Source organism: Kitasatospora sp. NPDC032121 (assembly GCF_055580145.1).
The window spans coordinates 430,315-446,518 of record NZ_JBVILX010000002.1 but is presented as its reverse complement, the minus strand read 5'-3'; the positions used below and the strand labels follow the sequence as shown (position 1 = coordinate 446,518).

The window sequence follows — 16,204 nt, the reverse complement described above, 5'->3', positions numbered from 1 at the left end:
CGCGGCTACGGCCGCCCGAAGTGGGTCGGGTAGTAGCCCGAGTTGAGTGTCGAGACCCGGACGGTCCTACCCGGCCGCGGGGCCTCCACGAACTTGCCGCCGCCCAGGTAGATCCCCACGTGGTGGATCCCCGAGGCCCGGCCGCTGTCGGACCAGAACACCAGGTCGCCGCGGCGCAGCTGCCCGGCGCTGATCGGCGTGGTCGCCGCGTACTGGTCGTCGGCCACCCGCGGCAGGCTGATCCCGGCGCGCCGGTAGGCCTGCTGGACCAGTCCCGAACAGTCGTAGCCGGAGGGGCCGTTGCCGCCCCAGACGTACGGCTTGCCCAGCTGGGCGAGCGCGTAGTCGATGGCCGCCTCCATGCTCCCGGAGGCCGGCGCGGGGGTCGTCGACGGACGGCTCGCGGGGGGCGCGGGCCGGGCGGTGGCGCCGGCCGAGCCGCCGGACTGACCGGCGTGGCTCGCGTAGACGTCGTAGTGGCTGGTCCAGCGCCACTCGCCACTGCCGTTCTTGAACCAGTACTTCGACCCGTCCCAGCCCTGGCGCATCCCGGCGGAGGAGGCCGAGCCGTTGGAGACGGCCTGGGCGGTGGCGCCGGCCGAGCCGCCGGACTGACCGGTGCGGCTCGCGTAGACGTCGTAGTGGCTGGTCCAGCGCCACTCGCCACCGCCGTTCTTGAACCAGTACTTCGACCCGTCCCAGCCCTGCTTCCCGGCCGCGGCGTGCGCGGATCCGGCGCCGGCCGTCAGGCCGACGACGCCGGCGCCCGCCAGCACGGTGGTGGCCAGACAGGTGCTCCGCACGGCCCGGTGTATTCGGCTGCCGCCGGCCGCCGCTGCGGAGCGGGCGGTGCGCGGCCGGACGACGCAGTTCGGGCAGCCGCAGCCCTCGATCGCGGGGACGCGGCCGAGGCGCTCCTCGAAGCCGATCAGACCGGGATCACCGTCGGGGCCGAGCGGGCCCACGGCCTCGGCGGGTTCGGCGTACGCGCCGGTGGCTATCCTCATGCGGGTCGTCCTTCCTTCCGCCCGGCGCGGGCGGCCGGGGGCGGTACCGAGGCGGCCACTCCGGCCGGGGCGACGAAGGCGACCAGCAGCTGTTCCATCAGCGCGCTGCGGGCGGCCTCGTCCAGTTCGTGCGCCGTCGCCCGCTCCAGACGTCGGACGGCGAGCGCCGCCGCCTCCACCGCGTCGTCCACCAGCACGGTGCGCAGACCCGCGTCCAGGTCGGCCAGCCGGCGGCGGCGCATCGACTCGGCCACCTCCGGCGCGTAGTCCAGGGCCAGCGGCTGCACCGAGTAGACCTCCAGGCCGGCCGGGGCGACTTCGGCGGCCAGCGCCCTGGTCATCTCGTCGGCGAACCACTGCCCGTCGCGCAGCGCCGGTCCGGGCGCGGCGTTGCTGTCGCAGGGCAGGGTGGAAGCGGTACGGGTGAGTACCGCCTGGACCTGCTCGCGCAGGTAGCTCTCGTGGTCCTCGATCGCCAGCAGCGCCCGTGCGGTGTCCTTGACCCGCCAGACGATCAGCAGCCGGACCACGATCGGCGTGCCGGTGCGGTCCACGACCTTGACCGGCTCGCTGCGCCAGTGCCGCAGCCGCACGTCCGCCCGCCGACGGCGCAGCAGCGGGTTGACCCAGACCAGGCCGGTCCGGCGGACGGTGCCCCGGTAGCGGCCCCAACGGGTGAGCACCCGGGTCTCGCCGCCCGCGTTGACCAGCAGCCCGGAGAGCGCGGCCACCGCCAGCAGGCCGGCCGCGGCCGCCGCGGCGATCCACTTCGCGTCCACCTCCACCAGGCCGCTCTCCCGCACGGCACTGCCCCGCAGGTCGGGCAGCGCGTCCCAGTACGGGATGACACCGGTGCGCAGCAGTACGAACAGCACGCCGGCCACGCCGATCAGCAGCGCCAGCAGGGCGACCCAGCCGGGCAGCGCGGTGGCGGGCTGCTCGCGCAGCGCCTGGTCGGCGCGCGGCGGGCGCCGGGAGGTGGTGGCGGCCGTGGCCCCGGCCGCCGTGGGGTCCGGGAGTTCGACGGTCTCCGGGGCGGCCGACTCCAGCGGGTCGCGCACCGCCGTCGCGCCGCCGGCCGGCGACGGGTGCGGGACGACGGCCAGCGGGGTGGTCGCCGGACCGCTGTCGACCGGGCCGCCCGGCTTGACGGTCCGGACGGTCGTGGCGCCGGCCAGCGGACTGGAGCCGGAGCCGGAACGTTCCGGCAGTGCCGGCGGGAGCGCCTTGGGCAGGTTGTCGGGTCGCTGCGAAGAATCGCGGGTGACGTCCATGCACGGATCCTCTGGGTCGGTGTGTCGCGCAACGGGCGGCCCGGATCTGACGGGCAGTGCCAGGGTCAGGCTAAGTTCATACGTCATCAAATGCGACATTTGAACCGAGGTGTGTCGACATTTACTGACGAATCATCCAAAGCCGACCTGACGCGCAGGCACATGAGTGGATGGTCGGGACAGTTCGGCGCGAGTCAGCGCCGAGGAGCACCGTTCCTGCGGGCGAACACCCGACGGGTGATCAGCCCGAGGCCGGTGAGCACCAGCAGGACACCGGCGAGTCCACCGCGCCAGCCGTCCGCCCCGGGCCGCCCGGACCAGCCCTGCGCGGCCACCACCGGCGCGGCCGGTGGCCGGGCGGCGGGCTCGCCGGGCTCCACCACGGCGGCCGGCACCGGCGAGGCGCCGAGGCCGATGGCCGGAGTCCGGGTCGGGGTCGGGGAGACGGTCGCGGTGGCCGATGGGGCGGGGACGGTGAGCCGCAGGCCCGGGTCGTCGGTGTCCGCGGGGACGGTGAGCGTGGGGGCGTCCGGGGCCTCGGCGGAGGGCCAGGCGTCGGGGTGCCGCAGGGCCGCCGCGAGCGGGGCGTTCCACGCGGTCAGCGACCCGCTCGCGAGGACGGCCAGGGCGACAGCCGTACGGGGAAACTGTCGGCTCATCCGGCTCTCCTTCGCGGTCGGCTGCCTGGGCGGTGGGCAGTCTGCACAAGATCCGACAAAAAGGAATCACGATCCTGAGCCGGTCATATCGAGACACCTGGGCTTTCGACCGTGTCCCACCCGTTCGGCGGTCATCCGGGCGGCAGGACGGGATGTACCCGAAACGGCTGCATTTCATCCATTAGGCGGCAATCGACGCCACCCGAACGGACGCGGGAACGGGAGCACCGGACCCATCCGGCGGGTACCGGCCCCCGGAACGGGACCACCCACCCGACGGCCCCGTTCGAATCACCCGCGGGGACCCCGGAGAACGCGAGAAACCCCCGGCCGGTGGCCGGGGGTTTCTCGATGGTGCGCTCAGCAGGATTCGAACCTGCAACCTCTTGATCCGTAGTCAAGTGCTCTATCCGTTGAGCTATGAGCGCAAGGAACGGGCGAACCCGATCTTGCGGAGTTTGGTGCGCTCAGCAGGATTCGAACCTGCAACCTCTTGATCCGTAGTCAAGTGCTCTATCCGTTGAGCTATGAGCGCTCGCCCTGGTGAACTCTGCCTCCGGGGCGTTGCGGGGACAACATTACATGACCTGCGGCGTAGGACGAAATCGGTTGATCCGGGCCCGTCCGGGGCCCCGCCACCGCCGCGCCACCGAACCCGCTCCGGGCTGCTCCGAACCGCCCTGAACGGGTTCCGAACCCGCTCCGAAGCCGTTCCGGGCCACCCCCGGTCCGTACCCGGGAACGCGAAAGAGCCCCCGCCGACGAGATCGTCGACGGGGGCTCCCGACTGGCGGAGGCTGAGGGATTTGAACCCTCGATCAGGAATAACCCCGAAACCGCATTAGCAGTGCGGCGCCATAGACCGGACTAGGCGAAGCCTCCCCACAAGGAGCGTCCCCGCGCGAGCGGAACCGTTCCGTGTGTCAGTGATGATGCCACAACCGTGGGCCTTGGCACCAACCGCTGCCAACGTTACTAGGCGGGTCGTCCCCACCGCAAAGAAGAATGAGATACTGCCGTCTCCGGAGGAGCTGCCCCGAGCCGAGGAGACCTGTCCACGTGAGCAGCAGGCCGATCCGAGGCGCTGCTCGCCTCGCCGCCATACTCGACGCCCTGCCCGACGCGCTGCTGCTGGTGAACAGCAACGGCACCGTCGTGGATGCCAACAGCGCGGCGGTCCAGGCGCTGCAGGCACCGGGCACCTCGCTGGTCGGCATGGGCGTGCTGGGTCTGCTGCCCGAGTTCGACCCCAGCCGGATCCCCGGCTCGATGCGCCCGGCCACCCGCGACGGAGAGGCCCTCGACCGCCCGGTCCGGATGACCGCCCACCGCACCGACGGCACCACCTTCCCGGTCGAGGTCTCCGGCAACGACTTCGCCGACGACGGCGAAGGCCGCGGCTACGCGCGCTCCCCGTACGACTCGTACCGCGAGAACTCGCCCTCCTCCTCCGACCTGCTCCTGCTGCTGGTCCGCGACCTCTCCGGCCGGCTCGGCGTCGAGGCCGAGCTGCGCCGCCAGCACAAGCAGACCGAGATGATCCTGCGCGCCGCCGCCGAGGGCGTGCTCGGAGTGGACCTCGAAGGCCGCTGCGTGCTGGTCAACCCGGCCGCGGCGCACATCCTGGAGTACCGGGCGAGCGAGCTGGGCGGGCGCGAGCTGCACCCGCTGATCCAGCACTCCCGGGCCGACGGCACCCCGCTGGCGCTGGAGGAGTCGGCGCTGCTGGACACCCTGACCTCCGGGCGCAAGCACCGGGTGCGCGGCACCGTGCTGTGGCGCAAGGACGGCCGGCCGGTCACCGTCGACCTCACCACCGCCCCGGTCCGGGACGGCGACCAGCTGGTCGGCGCGGTGATGACCTTCACCGACCGCAGCCGCGAACTCGCCCTGGTCGCCCGCAACGAGCACCTCACCGCCGTCCTGGAGAGCGAGCTGGGCGGCGCGCTGAACGCGCTGAACCAGCGGCTCGACGCGCTCGCCGCCGACCCGGCCGGCCAGCTCTGGCCGGAGGCCAACTGGACGCTGCGCCGGCTGGCCGCCGAGTGCCGCCGGTTCGGGAAGCTGATCGACGGGGTCCTCGACCACCAGCGCTGCGAGGCCGGCGAGAGCGGCGCCGCCGAGGCCAAGGACGGCAAGGAGTCCAAGGCGGGCGAGGACGCCAAGGACGCGAAGGACGGCAAGGGCGGGCGGAAGGCCGCGCCCCGGGTGCCGGTGGGCCTGGACAAGGTGGTCCGCCGGGCCGTCGAGGAGGCCGGCGAGCTGGTCGGCCCCGGTCGGGTCCGGTTCTCGGTGCACGCCGCCGCGGTCGAGGTGATCGCCGACGAGCGGCGGCTGGCGCAGGCGCTGGCCCACCTGGTCGCCGACGTCAGCGGCGTCGGGCTGGCGCTGGACACCCCCGACGCCCCCTCCCCCGGTCTGGCCGTGCCCGGGCTGAACGGCGCCGCGCCCGCGCTGTCGCCCGCTCCCGAGCCGCCGACCGTCGTCCTGGCCGCCGCCCAGCGCGGCGAGGTCGCCCGGGTCGAGATCCGCGGCCCCGGCGTCGGCGGCAGCCCCGTCCACCTGCCGATAGCCCAGGCGGTGGTCGAGCGCCACGGCGGTGTGCTCCAGCCGCACGAGCTGCCCGGCAAGGCCGGCACCACGTACGTCGTCGAGCTGCCGCTGGACCCGGCCGCCGCCAAGGCCGCCGCCGAGCGCGCGGCCGCCGAAGGCCGCTCCGACCGGCCCAAGGAGAGCGACAGCGCCGTCCTGCCCGAGCTTCCGGGCATCCCGCAGCTGCCCAGCAGCGGCGAGGCCGCCGACACCGCCGAGGCCGCGCCGGCCGGCGAGCGGCCCGACCCCGAGGCTGCGGGAGCACCCGCGGCCCCAGCGGCTCCCGACGCGGAGCGGGCCCCTGCCGAGGAGGCCCCCGCCGAGCGGCGCGGCCGCCGTGGCCGACCGGCCGCCGAGACCCCGGCCCCCGGCACCCCCGAGGTTCCGGCCGACCAGTGGCCGAACGCCCCCGCCCGAGTCGAGCGAGCTGTCCCCGAGCAGTGGAACGGCACCGGCAACGACCCCGCGTACGGCCGCCAGGGCCTGGCCGGCCCGGACGGCGCCCAGAGCGACCCGTGGGGCAAGGACGACGGCCGCTCCGGCCCCGCCTACGCCGTACCCGTCGAGGGCCACCGGGCGCAGCCGAACCGCCCCGGCGGACGCGAGCCGCTCGCGCTCGGCCCGGCGCCCACGCCCGCCGCCCCCGACGGCACCCCGCCCGGCGGCACCCCGACCGACGAGGCCGCCCAGGAGCTCTCCCCGGGCGAGACCAAGCACCGGCGCCGGCGCGCACTGCCCTCGGCCGACGAGGCCCCCGGCGGCTTCGCCCTGCCCGGAGCACCCGAGACCCCGGTCTACCCCGGCCTGGAGCACGCCCTGCCGACCGGCCCCGCGCCCGTGCTGCCCGAACCGGCGGCCGCCGCCCCGACCGGGCGCCGCCGCCGGCTGGCCGTCCCGCCGGGGCCGGGACCGGACGCGCTGGTGAACGCCTCCGGTCCGGCCGGTCCGGTCGGCCAGGCACAGCCCTCCCCCGGCACCGCGCTGGCGCCCGCCCGCGCCGCGCTGCCCGCCGCCGCCGAGGAGCCGTCCGGACCGCGCCCGGTCGGCACCGGCCTGGGCGAGCTCGCCCCGCCGCGCCAGCTCGGCTCCGCTCCGCTGCCCGCCAACGCGCCGCAGCCGCCCGTCCCCGCCGACGCCGCCCGGACCGCGCCGCGCCCGATGGCGGAGCTCCCGGCCGCCGCCGGACAGCCCGCCGCCGGACAGCCGTCGGCCCCGACCGGCGAGCTGGCCAACACCCGTCGGCTGCTGGTCTGGCCCGAGCCCGACCCGGCCACCAAGCAGGCCCTCCAGGCCCGCGGCTACCTGCCGGTGATCGTCAGCTCCCGCGAGGAGGTGGACGCCCAGGTCGCCGGCTTCCCCGCCGCCCTCTTCGTCGACCCGCTGACCGGTCCGATCACCCGCACCGCGCTCCAGTCGCTGCGCACCGCGGCGCTCAACCGCAGGGTCCCGGTGCTGGTCACCGCCGGCCTCGGCCAGGCCACCCGGGACGCCGCGTACGGGGCCGACCCGGCCGTCCTGCTGCGCGCCCTCGCGCCGCGCGACGGCGAGCACCACGCCCCGCGGGTGCTGCTGGTCGAGGGCGACCCGGACATCGCCGCCGCCATGATCGGCAGCCTGGAGCGGCGCGGCATGCACGTCGAACACGCGGTGGACGAGAACGACGCGGTCGCCCGGGCCAGCAGCGTGCAGCCCAACCTGGTGGTGATGGACCTGCTGCAGATCCGCCGCCGCCGGGTCGGCCTGCTGGACTGGCTGCGCGCCAACGACCGGCTGCACCGCACCCCGCTGGTGGTCTACACCTCGGTGGACCTCGACCCGCGCGAACTGCCCCGGCTGCGCACCGGCGAGACGGTGCTGTTCCTCGCCGAGCGCTCGACCAGCGAGGACGTCCAGTCCCGGATCGTCGACCTGCTCGGGCGGATCGGCGCGATGGGCGAGGCGGGCGTCGCCGCCGCGGGCTGACTCGACTCCTCGGCACGTGGAAGGGCCGGCCGCCCCCGTTCGGTACGGGGACGGCCGGCCCTTCCACCGGGAGCTCCGCGCCGATCGTCACCGGGCGGTCACTCCTCGCCGGTCACTCCTTGCCGAGCACCGTGACGTCCAGCTCATCGGCCGCGTAGCCGGCCCGGATCACCTTCTTGTCGAACTTGCCGACCGAGGTCTTCGGCACCGACTCCACGATCGACCAGCGCTCCGGCAGCTGCCAGGAGGCGATCCGCTCGCCCAGGAAGGCCCGCAGCTCCTTCAGCCCGACGGTCGCGCCCGGGCGCAGCACCACGGTGGCCAGCGGGCGCTCGCCCCACTTCTCGTCCGGGACGGCGACCACGGCGGCCTCGGCCACGTCGGGGTGGGCCATCAGGGCGTTCTCCAACTCGACGGACGAGATCCACTCGCCGCCGGACTTGATGACGTCCTTGGCCCGGTCGGTGAGGGTCAGGTAGCCGTCGGCGGTGATGGTGCCGACGTCGCCGGTGCGCAGCCAGCCGTCCTCGGAGAACTTGTCCTCCGGGCGGACCGGGTCCTGGCCGGCGCCGCCGTAGTACGCCCCGGCGATCCACGGGCCGCGCACCTCCAACTCTCCCGCCGAGACGCCGTCGTGCGGCATCCGCTCGCCGCCCGGGCCGATCAGCCGGGCCTCGACGGAGGCCGGGAAGATGCCCTGGGTGACCCGGTACGGCCACTCCTCCTCGGGGGTGAGGCCGCCCGGCGGCTGGGCGAAGCAGCCGAGCGGGGAGGTCTCGGTCATGCCCCAGGCGTGCAGCACCCGGATGCCGTGCCGCTCCTCGTAGGCCTTCATCAGGGAGGGCGGGCAGGCGCTGCCGCCGATGACCACCATGCGCAGGCTGGAGGTGTCGTAGTCGCCCGCGTCGAGCTCGTCCAGCAGGCCGGCCCAGATGGTGGGGACGGCGGCGCTGACGGTCGGGCGGACGGCGGCGATCATCTCGGCCATCGGCTTGGGCTGGAGGAAACGATCCGGCATGAGCAGGTTGGCGCCGGACATGAAGGCCGCGTGCGGGATGCCCCAGGCCTGGACGTGGAACATCGGCACCACCGGCAGCGCGGTGTCGCGCGGGGTGAAGGCGAAGTTGTCACCGGTGTTGACCTGGAGGCAGTGCAGGTAGACCGAGCGGTGGCTGTAGAGCACGCCCTTCGGGTCCCCGGTGGTCCCGGAGGTGTAGCAGAGCACCGCGGCCTGCCGCTCGTCGATGTCGTGCTGCCACGGGTACTCGGTGGGGCGGCCGGCGATCAGCTCCTCGTAGTCGTGCACGCCGCCCGCGAAGCCGGCCAGCACCGAGCGGTCGCCGGGGCCGCTCACCACGATGTGCTTGAGGGTCGGTGCGAGGTCCTGGAGGACGGCGGCGAGCAGCGGCAGGACGGTGCCGTTGACGACGATCACGCGGTCGGCGGCATGGTTGATGATGAACGACAGCTGCTGGGAGGGCAGTCGCAGGTTCAGCGTGTGCAGCACGGACCCCATCGCGGGGACGGCGAGGTACGCCTCCAGGTGCTCGGCGTTGTTCCACATCAGGGTGGCGACCCGGTCGTCGGCGGTCACCCCCAGCTCGTCGCGCAGCGCCCAGGCGAGCTGCGCGGCGCGGGCGCCCACCTCGGCGTAGCTGCGGACGACCGGCCCGGTGCCGTCCCAGGTGGTCACGGTCGAGCGGCCGTGGATGGTGGCCCCGTGCTCCAGGATTCGGGCGACGGTGAGCGGAACGTCCTGCATCGTGCTGAACACGGGTCCTCCTTGACCTGGCGGCACTGGCGGCAGCGCCTGCGGCACCTACCGGGCGGTAATGCGCGCGGACGTGCCCGATTGTGCCGCCCCCACCCCCCGCTGTCAGTATCCCGACCCCGTTGCACGGATCACGGATTCGTCCCGGTTCCGCCCCGGCCCCTCTCGGGTGGGTCAGGGGCGGGTGGGGCGGGTGAGGCGGAGGGAGTTGGCGGGGTCGGGGGTGTAGGCGGAGTCGAGGGTCCAGCCCTGTTCGGCGGCGAGGCACAGGGCCCGGTGGGCGCCGGCGCCGCGGTAGGTGGCGCGCTTGAGGTGGACGCGGTCCACTCGGGGGCCGTCGGGGGTGCGGGCGGCGGTGCTGATGCGCTTGGTGTCGCGGTCGAGGATGCGGCGGATGTGGCGGTCCCAGGCGGCGGGGCTGTGGGTGAACTCGGCGCGGAAGGCGCGCGGTCCTACGGTCCAGCGGGCGCCCCAGCGGTCCCAGTAGTCGGGCTCGGGGCGACTCACCCAGCAGGTGAGCAGGCCGTACACCGGGACGTAGACGATCTGGAGCAGGAAGACGAACGGCAGCAGCGGCGCGAAGCGGACCGGCTGCGGGCCCCACGGGGTGCCGGGGGCGGCGGGCGGGTCCTGCGGGGTGGGGGCGTTCGGGACGGCCGGGGCGGGGAAGTGGCGGGCGAGCCGGACGTGCCCGGCGTCGGTCCCGGCCGCCACGCCGTGCCAGCCGTGCCGCTCGGCGAGCCGCACCACGCCGGCCGCGCCGAGGCCGCGGTAGAGCCGCAGCGCGAGCCCGACCCGCACGACCCGGCCGAGGTCCGCCTGCACCTCGCCGTCGCCGGCCGCGTACGCCGCCTCGGCGGCGGCGATCCGGCGTGCCAGGATCGGGGCGACGTAGCGCTCCCAGTCCTCCGGGCGGCCGGTGAGCTCGGCCCGCAGCCGGCGCGGCGGGAGGAAGCTGCGGTTGACCTTCAGCCAGCCGTCGGAGCTGGGGCCGGACCCGCCGCCGACGTTGTCGGCGAAGATCAGGAGGACGAAGAGGAGCACCAGGCCGAGGATCCAGAGCGGTGCGTAGATCCACTGGAGGAGGAACTGGGTCAGCACCGCCGCGCGGCTGCGGCGCGGCGCGGGACCGGGGAAGCCGCCGGGAAGCCCGCTCGCGGGCCTCGGCGGGGCGGACGAGTGCGGCTGCTGGGGCGGGTACGGCTGCGACGGCGGCACCGGCTGCGCGTACGGGTTCTGCGGGGACGGGTTCTGCGGGGACGGGCTCTGCACGTACGGGTTCTGCCGGTACGACGCCTGCCCGTACGGGTACTGCGGCGGCGGTGGCGCGCCGTGTCCGCCGGTGCCGCCGTACCCCTGGCCGTTCGTCATGCCGTTCCCCCCGCGCTCGATCGGGGGCCACCCTATCCGCGGGTCTCAGAGGGCGGTCGGGCCGTCCACGTGGTTGCGGTCGACGGTGAGGGTGGCGCCGCCGAAGGTCTCCTCGACGTTGCCGTTGTACTGGTGGACGCGCTGGTGGGAGCTCCAGAGGTCGGGGGCGAGGCCGCCGGAGCCGTCGGTGTCGGCCTTGCCGTCCCAGCGGGCGTACCAGAGCGCGTCGGGCAGCGGGGAGCTGCCGGCCCGGGCGGCGGCGACGAGGTCCGCGATGCCGGAGTCGAGGCTGGAGTAGAAGCCGGAGCCGTAGCCGGCGGCGTGCAGGCCGGCGGTCCAGCCGAGGGTGAAGTCGACCACCGCCTGGCCGCAGACCGGGTCGCGCGGCGGGTAGGCCTCGATGTCCAGGTAGACCGGGCTGCCCGGGGCGAGCCCGAGCGCGCGCAGCGCCAGAACGGCTTCGCCCGCCTCCTCCTGGCCCTGCTCGACGGCGTTCAACGGGTCGATCCGCTTGGGCTTGTGGCCCGGGTCGGCGCACGGCGCCTGCAGCCCGACGTGCACCGGCAGGAACCGCCAGCCCATCGTCCGCGCCTGGCGCACCCACTCGGCGGTGAGCCGGGGCTGCGTGCAGCCGCGCTGGGAGCCGCTGGTGTAGATGCCGAGCGCCCCGTACGGGGAGGCGTCGCGCCAGGCCTTCAGGGTGTCGAGCGGTGGTGCGGTGCAGGCGTCGAAGGCGGGGCCGCTCCAGGTGTCGCGGATCCGGGGCGGGCCGGACCGGTCGGGCAGTGTGACGGCCCGGTCGCGGGGAGCGGCGGCGGCGGTCCGGGCGGCGGCTTCGGCGTTCACGCCCGTCCCGTCGGTGGCCAGCAGGAGCACGAGGGCGGCGGCGAGGAGGGCTGCGGGGCGGAGATGGCGCACCCCGCCTTGTTACTGACGGTCCGTCGGACGGCTGCGGCAACCACGCCGCGGCACCCCCGGGAGTCCACCCTTTCGGACGCACCCGTCCGGATCCGTCCCGATTTTTGTAACGAGCTTGCCCGTTCATCACTCCTTACGGCAAACTCACAAGCATGCCCACCTCCCATACCAGCGAAACCCCCACCGCCTCGTCGTCGGCCGCCGCCGTCGCCGAGGCCCTTGCCATGCCGCCCGCCCCCAAGGGCGAGCCTGCCGGCGAGCGGGGAAGCTGGCGACGAGGTGGGGCGTCCGGCCCCGCGGCGCCACCCGGAACCCACGCCGGCCGATCCCCCGGCCGGTTCGGCAAGGTCCTGCGGCGCCCGGAGCGGATCCCGGCGCCGCTTCTCTGTCTGGCCGCGATGTTCCTGGTGCAGACCGGCATCGCGCTGTCCAAGCCGCTGTTCGGCCCGCTCGGGGTCAGCGGCACGACCTTCCTGCGGCTCGGCTTCGCCGCCGTCATCCTGCTCGCCGTGACCCGGCCGAAGCTGCGCGACAAGCGCCCGCGCGACCTCGCCGCGGCCGCACTGCTCGGCATGGCCTCGGCCGGGATGACCTTCCTGTTCGCCGGGGCCATCGACCGGCTGCCGATGGGCACCGCCGCGACCATCGAGTTCCTCGGCCCGCTCGCGGTCGCCCTGGTCTTCGCCCGGCGGGCCAGCCACCTGCTCTGGGCGCTGCTCGCGGCCGCGGGCGTGGTGCTGCTGACCCTGCTCGGCGAGGGGGACGGCGGCGGGTCGCTCGACCCGGTCGGCCTGCTGTACGCCTTCGGGGCGGCCGCCTGCTACTCCGTGTACATCCTGTTCACCGACAAGGTCGGCGCGACCTTCCAGGGGTTCCAGGGCCTCGCGGTGTCGATGACGGTCGGCGCGCTCACGCTGGCGCCGTTCGGGCTCGGCCAGGCCTGGCACGGGCTGACCGCCCCCGGGGCCTCGGCTCCGGCGCTGCTCGCCGCCGTGGCCGGGGTGTCGCTGCTGCTGCCGGTGATCCCGTACGCGCTGGAGATGACCGCGCTGCGACGGATGCCGCAGCGGGTGTTCAGCGTGCTGGTCAGCCTGGAGCCGGCGGTCAGCGCACTGGTCGGGCTGGTGGTGCTGGGCCAGCTGCTGGGCGCGCCGCAGCTGGCCGGGATCGGCTGCGTGGTCGCGGCCAGCGTGGGCGCCACGCTGACCGGGCGGCGGTAACCCCGCGGGTACCTGCGGAGGCCGTAGGCCGCGCAGGGCCGTGCGCGGCCTACGGCCAGAGCAGGGTGCGCGACCACTCCGCGGAGCTGACCGGGCCGATGCGGGTGTAGCGCAGCCGGACGTGGCGGCGCTGGCTGTCGCCCTGCCAGAACTCCACCTCGTGCGCCCACAGGGTGTAGACCGCGTGGCCGGGCGCCACCGCGTCCGGGTGCGTCTCCAGTCGGCGACGGGCGACCGCCACCGCCTCGTCGTACTCGTCGAGAGAGCCCAGCGGCTCGCTCTGCCGCCCGACCAGCGAGACGACCCGGGCAGCGGGCGAGCGGGTGGCGAACTCGGCGGCGGCGACCAGGTCGGCGGCCCGCTCGACGGTGCCGCGCACCCGGACCTGGCGGCCCAGCTGCGGCCAGTAGACGGTCAGCGCGGCGGCCGGGTGGGCGGCGAGCTGGCGGCCCTTGACGCTGTCGGCGTCCGCGGAGAAGTTCCAGCCGGTGCCGGCCGCGTCGACGTCGCGCAGCACCAGCACCCGGGCGTCCGGCATGCCGTCGGCGTCGACGGTCGAGAGGGTGAAGGCCTGCGGGTCCAGCACACCGGCGTGCAGCGCGGTTTCGAGCCAGTCCACGAACAGCGGGCCCGGCTCGGCGGGGGCGGCCTCGTGGTCGAAGGACGGCAGCGGGCGGGCCATCGGCGGGCGGCCGAGCAGCAGTTCGGGGACGGACCTGGGGGCGGACCGGTGCTCGTGGACCGGCTCGGCCGACGGCTCCTGGCGCGCCTCCGCGGGGTCCGCCCCGGGCTCCGCCGCGGGCCTGGCCCCGTCCGGGCCGGTCAGGCCCTCCTCCTCCGCCGCCATCGCGCGCCCTTCCTTCCGATTGCCGCGGTCGCCACCCCGGCCGGGCCGGACCTTCCGGGCCGGGCACGTGGGTGCGCTGTCGGAGCGCAACCGTACCGCCGTAGACCGACGGCTCCGGGCGCGGGCCCTCGATGAACGGATCTGGGCCGGTCAGCGGGGTGTTCCGGGGCCCTTCTCGGGTGCCCGGGCGGGGCGATCCGGGGGCGGACGCACCGGCGCCGGACACGCTCGTGGGCGGTGCCGATGGCGGCACCGCCCACGAGACCGGTTTCGCGGTGACCCTTTCCGCGGGCCGGTCGAATGCGCTGTTCCCTCTGGTGTGAAGCGTCGGCTCCTCGGTGTCAGTGAAGCGCTGGCTCTCGGTGTCCGTTCCGGCCGTTCCGATCCGGTCCTGGCCCGTTCGCGGCTGCTCAGCTCACCCGCGTACGCCCACGTCAGGCGCCCCCGCCTTCCGTGGTGCCCGGTGCCGTCACTCGGCCGTGCGGTCGGTCAGTTGAAGGTCGGGGCGACGACGACGGTGACGTCCTGGTTGCCCTGACCGCCCTGCACGGTGCCCGCGTTGTCCTTCACGGCGACGGTGTCGTCCTGGTTCGAGGCACCGGCACCGGCCGGCAGCAGGCCGGCCGCGAGTGGCCCGGCCAGGAGCAGCCCGGTTTTTCGACGGGTGTGGACGCGTGCCATGGGTGCCTCCGGGAATCCGTTCATCGGGCAGTGGTCGATCAAGGTGTGCAAGGTTCGTCAGCGAGACGAACACCTGCGAACTGCGGCGCCGGAAGACAGACTTCCGCAACAAATCGACAAAGCGCTAGCTCATGCGGCTGATTTCGCCCGTTCGCGTGATATCAGTGCGACCGCGCATAACGGCCCGGAAAGCGGTCCAGGCGGCGACACACCCCGCCCGAGCTGGGCACTTCGCCCGGACGGCCGTCGACCGAGACGCCGGGGAGGGCGGCGCAAGGCCGTCACGCGGCCCGCCGAGCGCACCACCCCGGCGCATGCGAACCATGAACGCGCCCCTGAAAAGTTCGGTCACCCTCCCGTGTCGACTTTTCCGGCAATTCGCAGACCGTCGGAAAGTCGCACTTCGACAGCGGGAAGGTGGGCGCCGAGGGGCCGCTCAAGTGTGATGTACCGATGTGATGTACCGATGGAAATCAGATCATCTTGCCGGGATTCAGGATTCCCAGCGGATCGAAGACCGCCTTCAGCTGCCGCTGCAGGTCCAGCGCCACCGGGCCCAGCTCACGCGCCAGCCAGTCCCGCTTCAGCAGCCCCACCCCGTGCTCCCCGGTGATCGTGCCGCCCAGCTCCAGCCCGAGCGCCATGATCTCGTCGAAGGAGCGCTGGGCGCGGGCCGCCTGCTCCTCGTCCGAGGCGTCGAAGATGACGATCGGGTGGGTGTTGCCGTCCCCGGCGTGACTGACCACGCCGATGGTCAGTCCGTGCCGCTCGGCGATCACCGCGACGCCGTCCAGCAGCTCCGCCAGCCGGGAGCGCGGCACGGCCACGTCGTCGATCATCGTGGTGCCCAGCCGGTCCAGCGCGGGCAGCGCCATCCGCCGGGCGGCCAGCAGCAGGTCGGACTCCGCCTGGTCCTCGGCCGGCACCACCTCGGTCGCCCCGGCCTCCCGGCACAGCCGCGCGACCCGGGCCAGCTCCGCCACCCGGTCCGGCCCGTCGAAGGCGACCAGCAGCAGCGCCTGGGTGGACTCCGGCAGGCCCATCCGCCCCAACTCGTTGACGGCCCGCACCGAGACCGCGTCCATCAGCTCCATCAGCGACGGGGTCAGACCGCGCGCCATCACCTCGCAGACCGCCGCCCCGGCCGTCTGCGCGCTCGGGAACTCCGCCGCCAGCGCCAGCTGGGGAGCCGGCGCCGGCCGCAGCGCCAGTACCGCCCGGACCACCACCCCGAGCGTCCCCTCCGAACCGACGAACAGCCTGGTCAGGTCGTACCCGGCCACGCCCTTCGCGGTCCGGCGGCCGGTGGACAGCAGCCGCCCGTCCGCCAGCACCACGTCCAGCCCGAGCACGTACTCGCTGGTGACGCCGTACTTCACGCAGCAGAGCCCGCCCGCACCGGTACCGATGTTGCCGCCGATCGTGCAGGACTCCCAGCTGGACGGGTCCGGCGGATACGCGAGGCCCAACTCCTCGACGGCCCGGGAGAGTTCGGCGTTCACCACGCCTGGCTCGACCACCGCGATCCGGTTCACCGGGTCGATCTCCAGGATCCGGTTCAGCTTCACCAGTGACAGCACGACGCAGCCGTCCACCGCGTTCGCCGCCCCCGACAGCCCGGTCCGGGCGCCCTGGGGCACCACGGGGACGCGCAGCTCGGTCGCGGTGCGCATGACGTGCTGCACCTGCTCGACCGTCTCCGGGAACACCACCACCGCGGGCTGCCCGGCCGCGCAGAAGCCCGCCATGTCGTGGCGGTACGCGGCGGTCACGTCCGGGTCCACCACCACGGCCCCGTCCGGGAGGGCCTGCGCCAGTCGGTCCGTCAGATCACTCATCGCCGCCTCCACTCGCCGTCCGGCCGCCTCCACCTCCGCACTCTGCCCGGACGGCGGGGGCCGG

General features: G+C 74.6%; 11 protein-coding genes and 3 tRNA genes. 2 read left to right on the top strand and 12 right to left on the bottom strand.

The window, feature by feature from the left end; translation table 11 throughout:
* Positions 1–5: 5 nt before the first annotated feature.
* The 6 genes from ACZ5OX_RS07855 to ACZ5OX_RS07830 form a co-directional block, all read right to left on the bottom strand.
* Positions 6–1,007 (bottom strand): C40 family peptidase, encoded by a 1,002-nt coding sequence (locus ACZ5OX_RS07855; RefSeq protein WP_465629176.1) that lies wholly within the window; start codon positions 1,005–1,007, stop codon positions 6–8.
* Positions 1,004–2,281 (bottom strand): SPFH domain-containing protein, encoded by a 1,278-nt coding sequence (locus ACZ5OX_RS07850; protein ID WP_465629175.1) that lies wholly within the window; start codon positions 2,279–2,281, stop codon positions 1,004–1,006. The genes ACZ5OX_RS07855 and ACZ5OX_RS07850 overlap by 4 nt, the downstream gene beginning before the upstream one ends.
* A gap of 194 nt (positions 2,282–2,475) precedes the next feature.
* Positions 2,476–2,940 (bottom strand): hypothetical protein, encoded by a 465-nt coding sequence (locus ACZ5OX_RS07845; protein ID WP_465629174.1) that lies wholly within the window; start codon positions 2,938–2,940, stop codon positions 2,476–2,478.
* A gap of 352 nt (positions 2,941–3,292) precedes the next feature.
* Positions 3,293–3,368, bottom strand: a tRNA-Arg gene (locus tag ACZ5OX_RS07840).
* A gap of 31 nt (positions 3,369–3,399) precedes the next feature.
* Positions 3,400–3,475 (bottom strand) — tRNA-Arg (locus ACZ5OX_RS07835).
* Between the two features lie 253 nt (positions 3,476–3,728).
* A tRNA-Ser gene (locus ACZ5OX_RS07830) sits at positions 3,729–3,822 on the bottom strand.
* A gap of 177 nt (positions 3,823–3,999) precedes the next feature.
* Between ACZ5OX_RS07830 and ACZ5OX_RS07825 the strand changes: the two genes are divergently transcribed.
* The gene (locus ACZ5OX_RS07825; RefSeq protein WP_465629173.1) at positions 4,000–7,494 is read left to right on the top strand and encodes a hybrid sensor histidine kinase/response regulator; all 3,495 of its coding nucleotides are present in this window, start codon (positions 4,000–4,002) and stop codon (positions 7,492–7,494) included.
* 112 nt (positions 7,495–7,606) lie between these two features.
* Here the strand turns inward: ACZ5OX_RS07825 and ACZ5OX_RS07820 are convergent, their stop codons facing one another.
* The 3 genes from ACZ5OX_RS07820 to ACZ5OX_RS07810 all read right to left on the bottom strand — a co-directional run bounded on the left by ACZ5OX_RS07820 (position 7,607) and on the right by ACZ5OX_RS07810 (position 11,554).
* Positions 7,607–9,268, bottom strand: coding sequence for a long-chain fatty acid--CoA ligase (locus tag ACZ5OX_RS07820; protein WP_465629172.1), 1,662 nt, complete (start codon positions 9,266–9,268; stop codon positions 7,607–7,609).
* 171 nt (positions 9,269–9,439) lie between these two features.
* Positions 9,440–10,636, bottom strand: coding sequence for a hypothetical protein (locus ACZ5OX_RS07815; RefSeq protein WP_465629171.1), 1,197 nt, complete (start codon positions 10,634–10,636; stop codon positions 9,440–9,442).
* A 45-nt stretch (positions 10,637–10,681) separates the two neighbouring features.
* The gene (locus tag ACZ5OX_RS07810) at positions 10,682–11,554 is read right to left on the bottom strand and encodes a DUF1906 domain-containing protein (RefSeq protein ID WP_465629170.1); all 873 of its coding nucleotides are present in this window, start codon (positions 11,552–11,554) and stop codon (positions 10,682–10,684) included.
* Between the two features lie 152 nt (positions 11,555–11,706).
* Here ACZ5OX_RS07810 and ACZ5OX_RS07805 point away from each other — a divergent pair, with 152 nt between their 5' ends.
* A complete protein-coding gene (locus ACZ5OX_RS07805; protein ID WP_465629169.1) occupies positions 11,707–12,774 on the top strand; it encodes an EamA family transporter in 1,068 nt (355 codons plus the stop codon).
* A 49-nt stretch (positions 12,775–12,823) separates the two neighbouring features.
* Here ACZ5OX_RS07805 and ACZ5OX_RS07800 read toward each other — a convergent pair whose 3' ends face one another.
* The 3 genes from ACZ5OX_RS07800 to ACZ5OX_RS07790 all read right to left on the bottom strand — a co-directional run bounded on the left by ACZ5OX_RS07800 (position 12,824) and on the right by ACZ5OX_RS07790 (position 16,140).
* Positions 12,824–13,621 (bottom strand): pyridoxine/pyridoxamine 5'-phosphate oxidase, encoded by a 798-nt coding sequence (locus ACZ5OX_RS07800; protein ID WP_465629168.1) that lies wholly within the window; start codon positions 13,619–13,621, stop codon positions 12,824–12,826.
* 489 nt (positions 13,622–14,110) lie between these two features.
* Positions 14,111–14,302 carry a hypothetical protein gene (locus tag ACZ5OX_RS07795; RefSeq protein WP_449788519.1) on the bottom strand — a complete coding sequence of 64 codons (192 nt, stop codon included), beginning with the start codon at positions 14,300–14,302 and terminating at the stop codon, positions 14,111–14,113.
* A 473-nt stretch (positions 14,303–14,775) separates the two neighbouring features.
* Positions 14,776–16,140, bottom strand: coding sequence for an FAD-binding oxidoreductase (locus tag ACZ5OX_RS07790; protein ID WP_465629167.1), 1,365 nt, complete (start codon positions 16,138–16,140; stop codon positions 14,776–14,778).
* Positions 16,141–16,204 lie beyond the last annotated feature (64 nt).

Coding starts and splice junctions, on each gene's coding strand:
- ACZ5OX_RS07855 (WP_465629176.1), bottom strand. CDS start 1,007: ATGAGGATAGCCACCGGCGCGTACGCCGAACCCGCCGAGGCCGTGGGC.
- ACZ5OX_RS07850 (WP_465629175.1), bottom strand. CDS start 2,281: ATGGACGTCACCCGCGATTCTTCGCAGCGACCCGACAACCTGCCCAAG.
- ACZ5OX_RS07845 (WP_465629174.1), bottom strand. CDS start 2,940: ATGAGCCGACAGTTTCCCCGTACGGCTGTCGCCCTGGCCGTCCTCGCG.
- ACZ5OX_RS07815 (WP_465629171.1), bottom strand. CDS start 10,636: ATGACGAACGGCCAGGGGTACGGCGGCACCGGCGGACACGGCGCGCCA.
- ACZ5OX_RS07805 (WP_465629169.1), top strand. CDS start 11,707: ATGCCCACCTCCCATACCAGCGAAACCCCCACCGCCTCGTCGTCGGCC.
- ACZ5OX_RS07800 (WP_465629168.1), bottom strand. CDS start 13,621: ATGGCGGCGGAGGAGGAGGGCCTGACCGGCCCGGACGGGGCCAGGCCC.
- ACZ5OX_RS07795 (WP_449788519.1), bottom strand. CDS start 14,302: ATGGCACGCGTCCACACCCGTCGAAAAACCGGGCTGCTCCTGGCCGGG.
- ACZ5OX_RS07790 (WP_465629167.1), bottom strand. CDS start 16,140: ATGAGTGATCTGACGGACCGACTGGCGCAGGCCCTCCCGGACGGGGCC.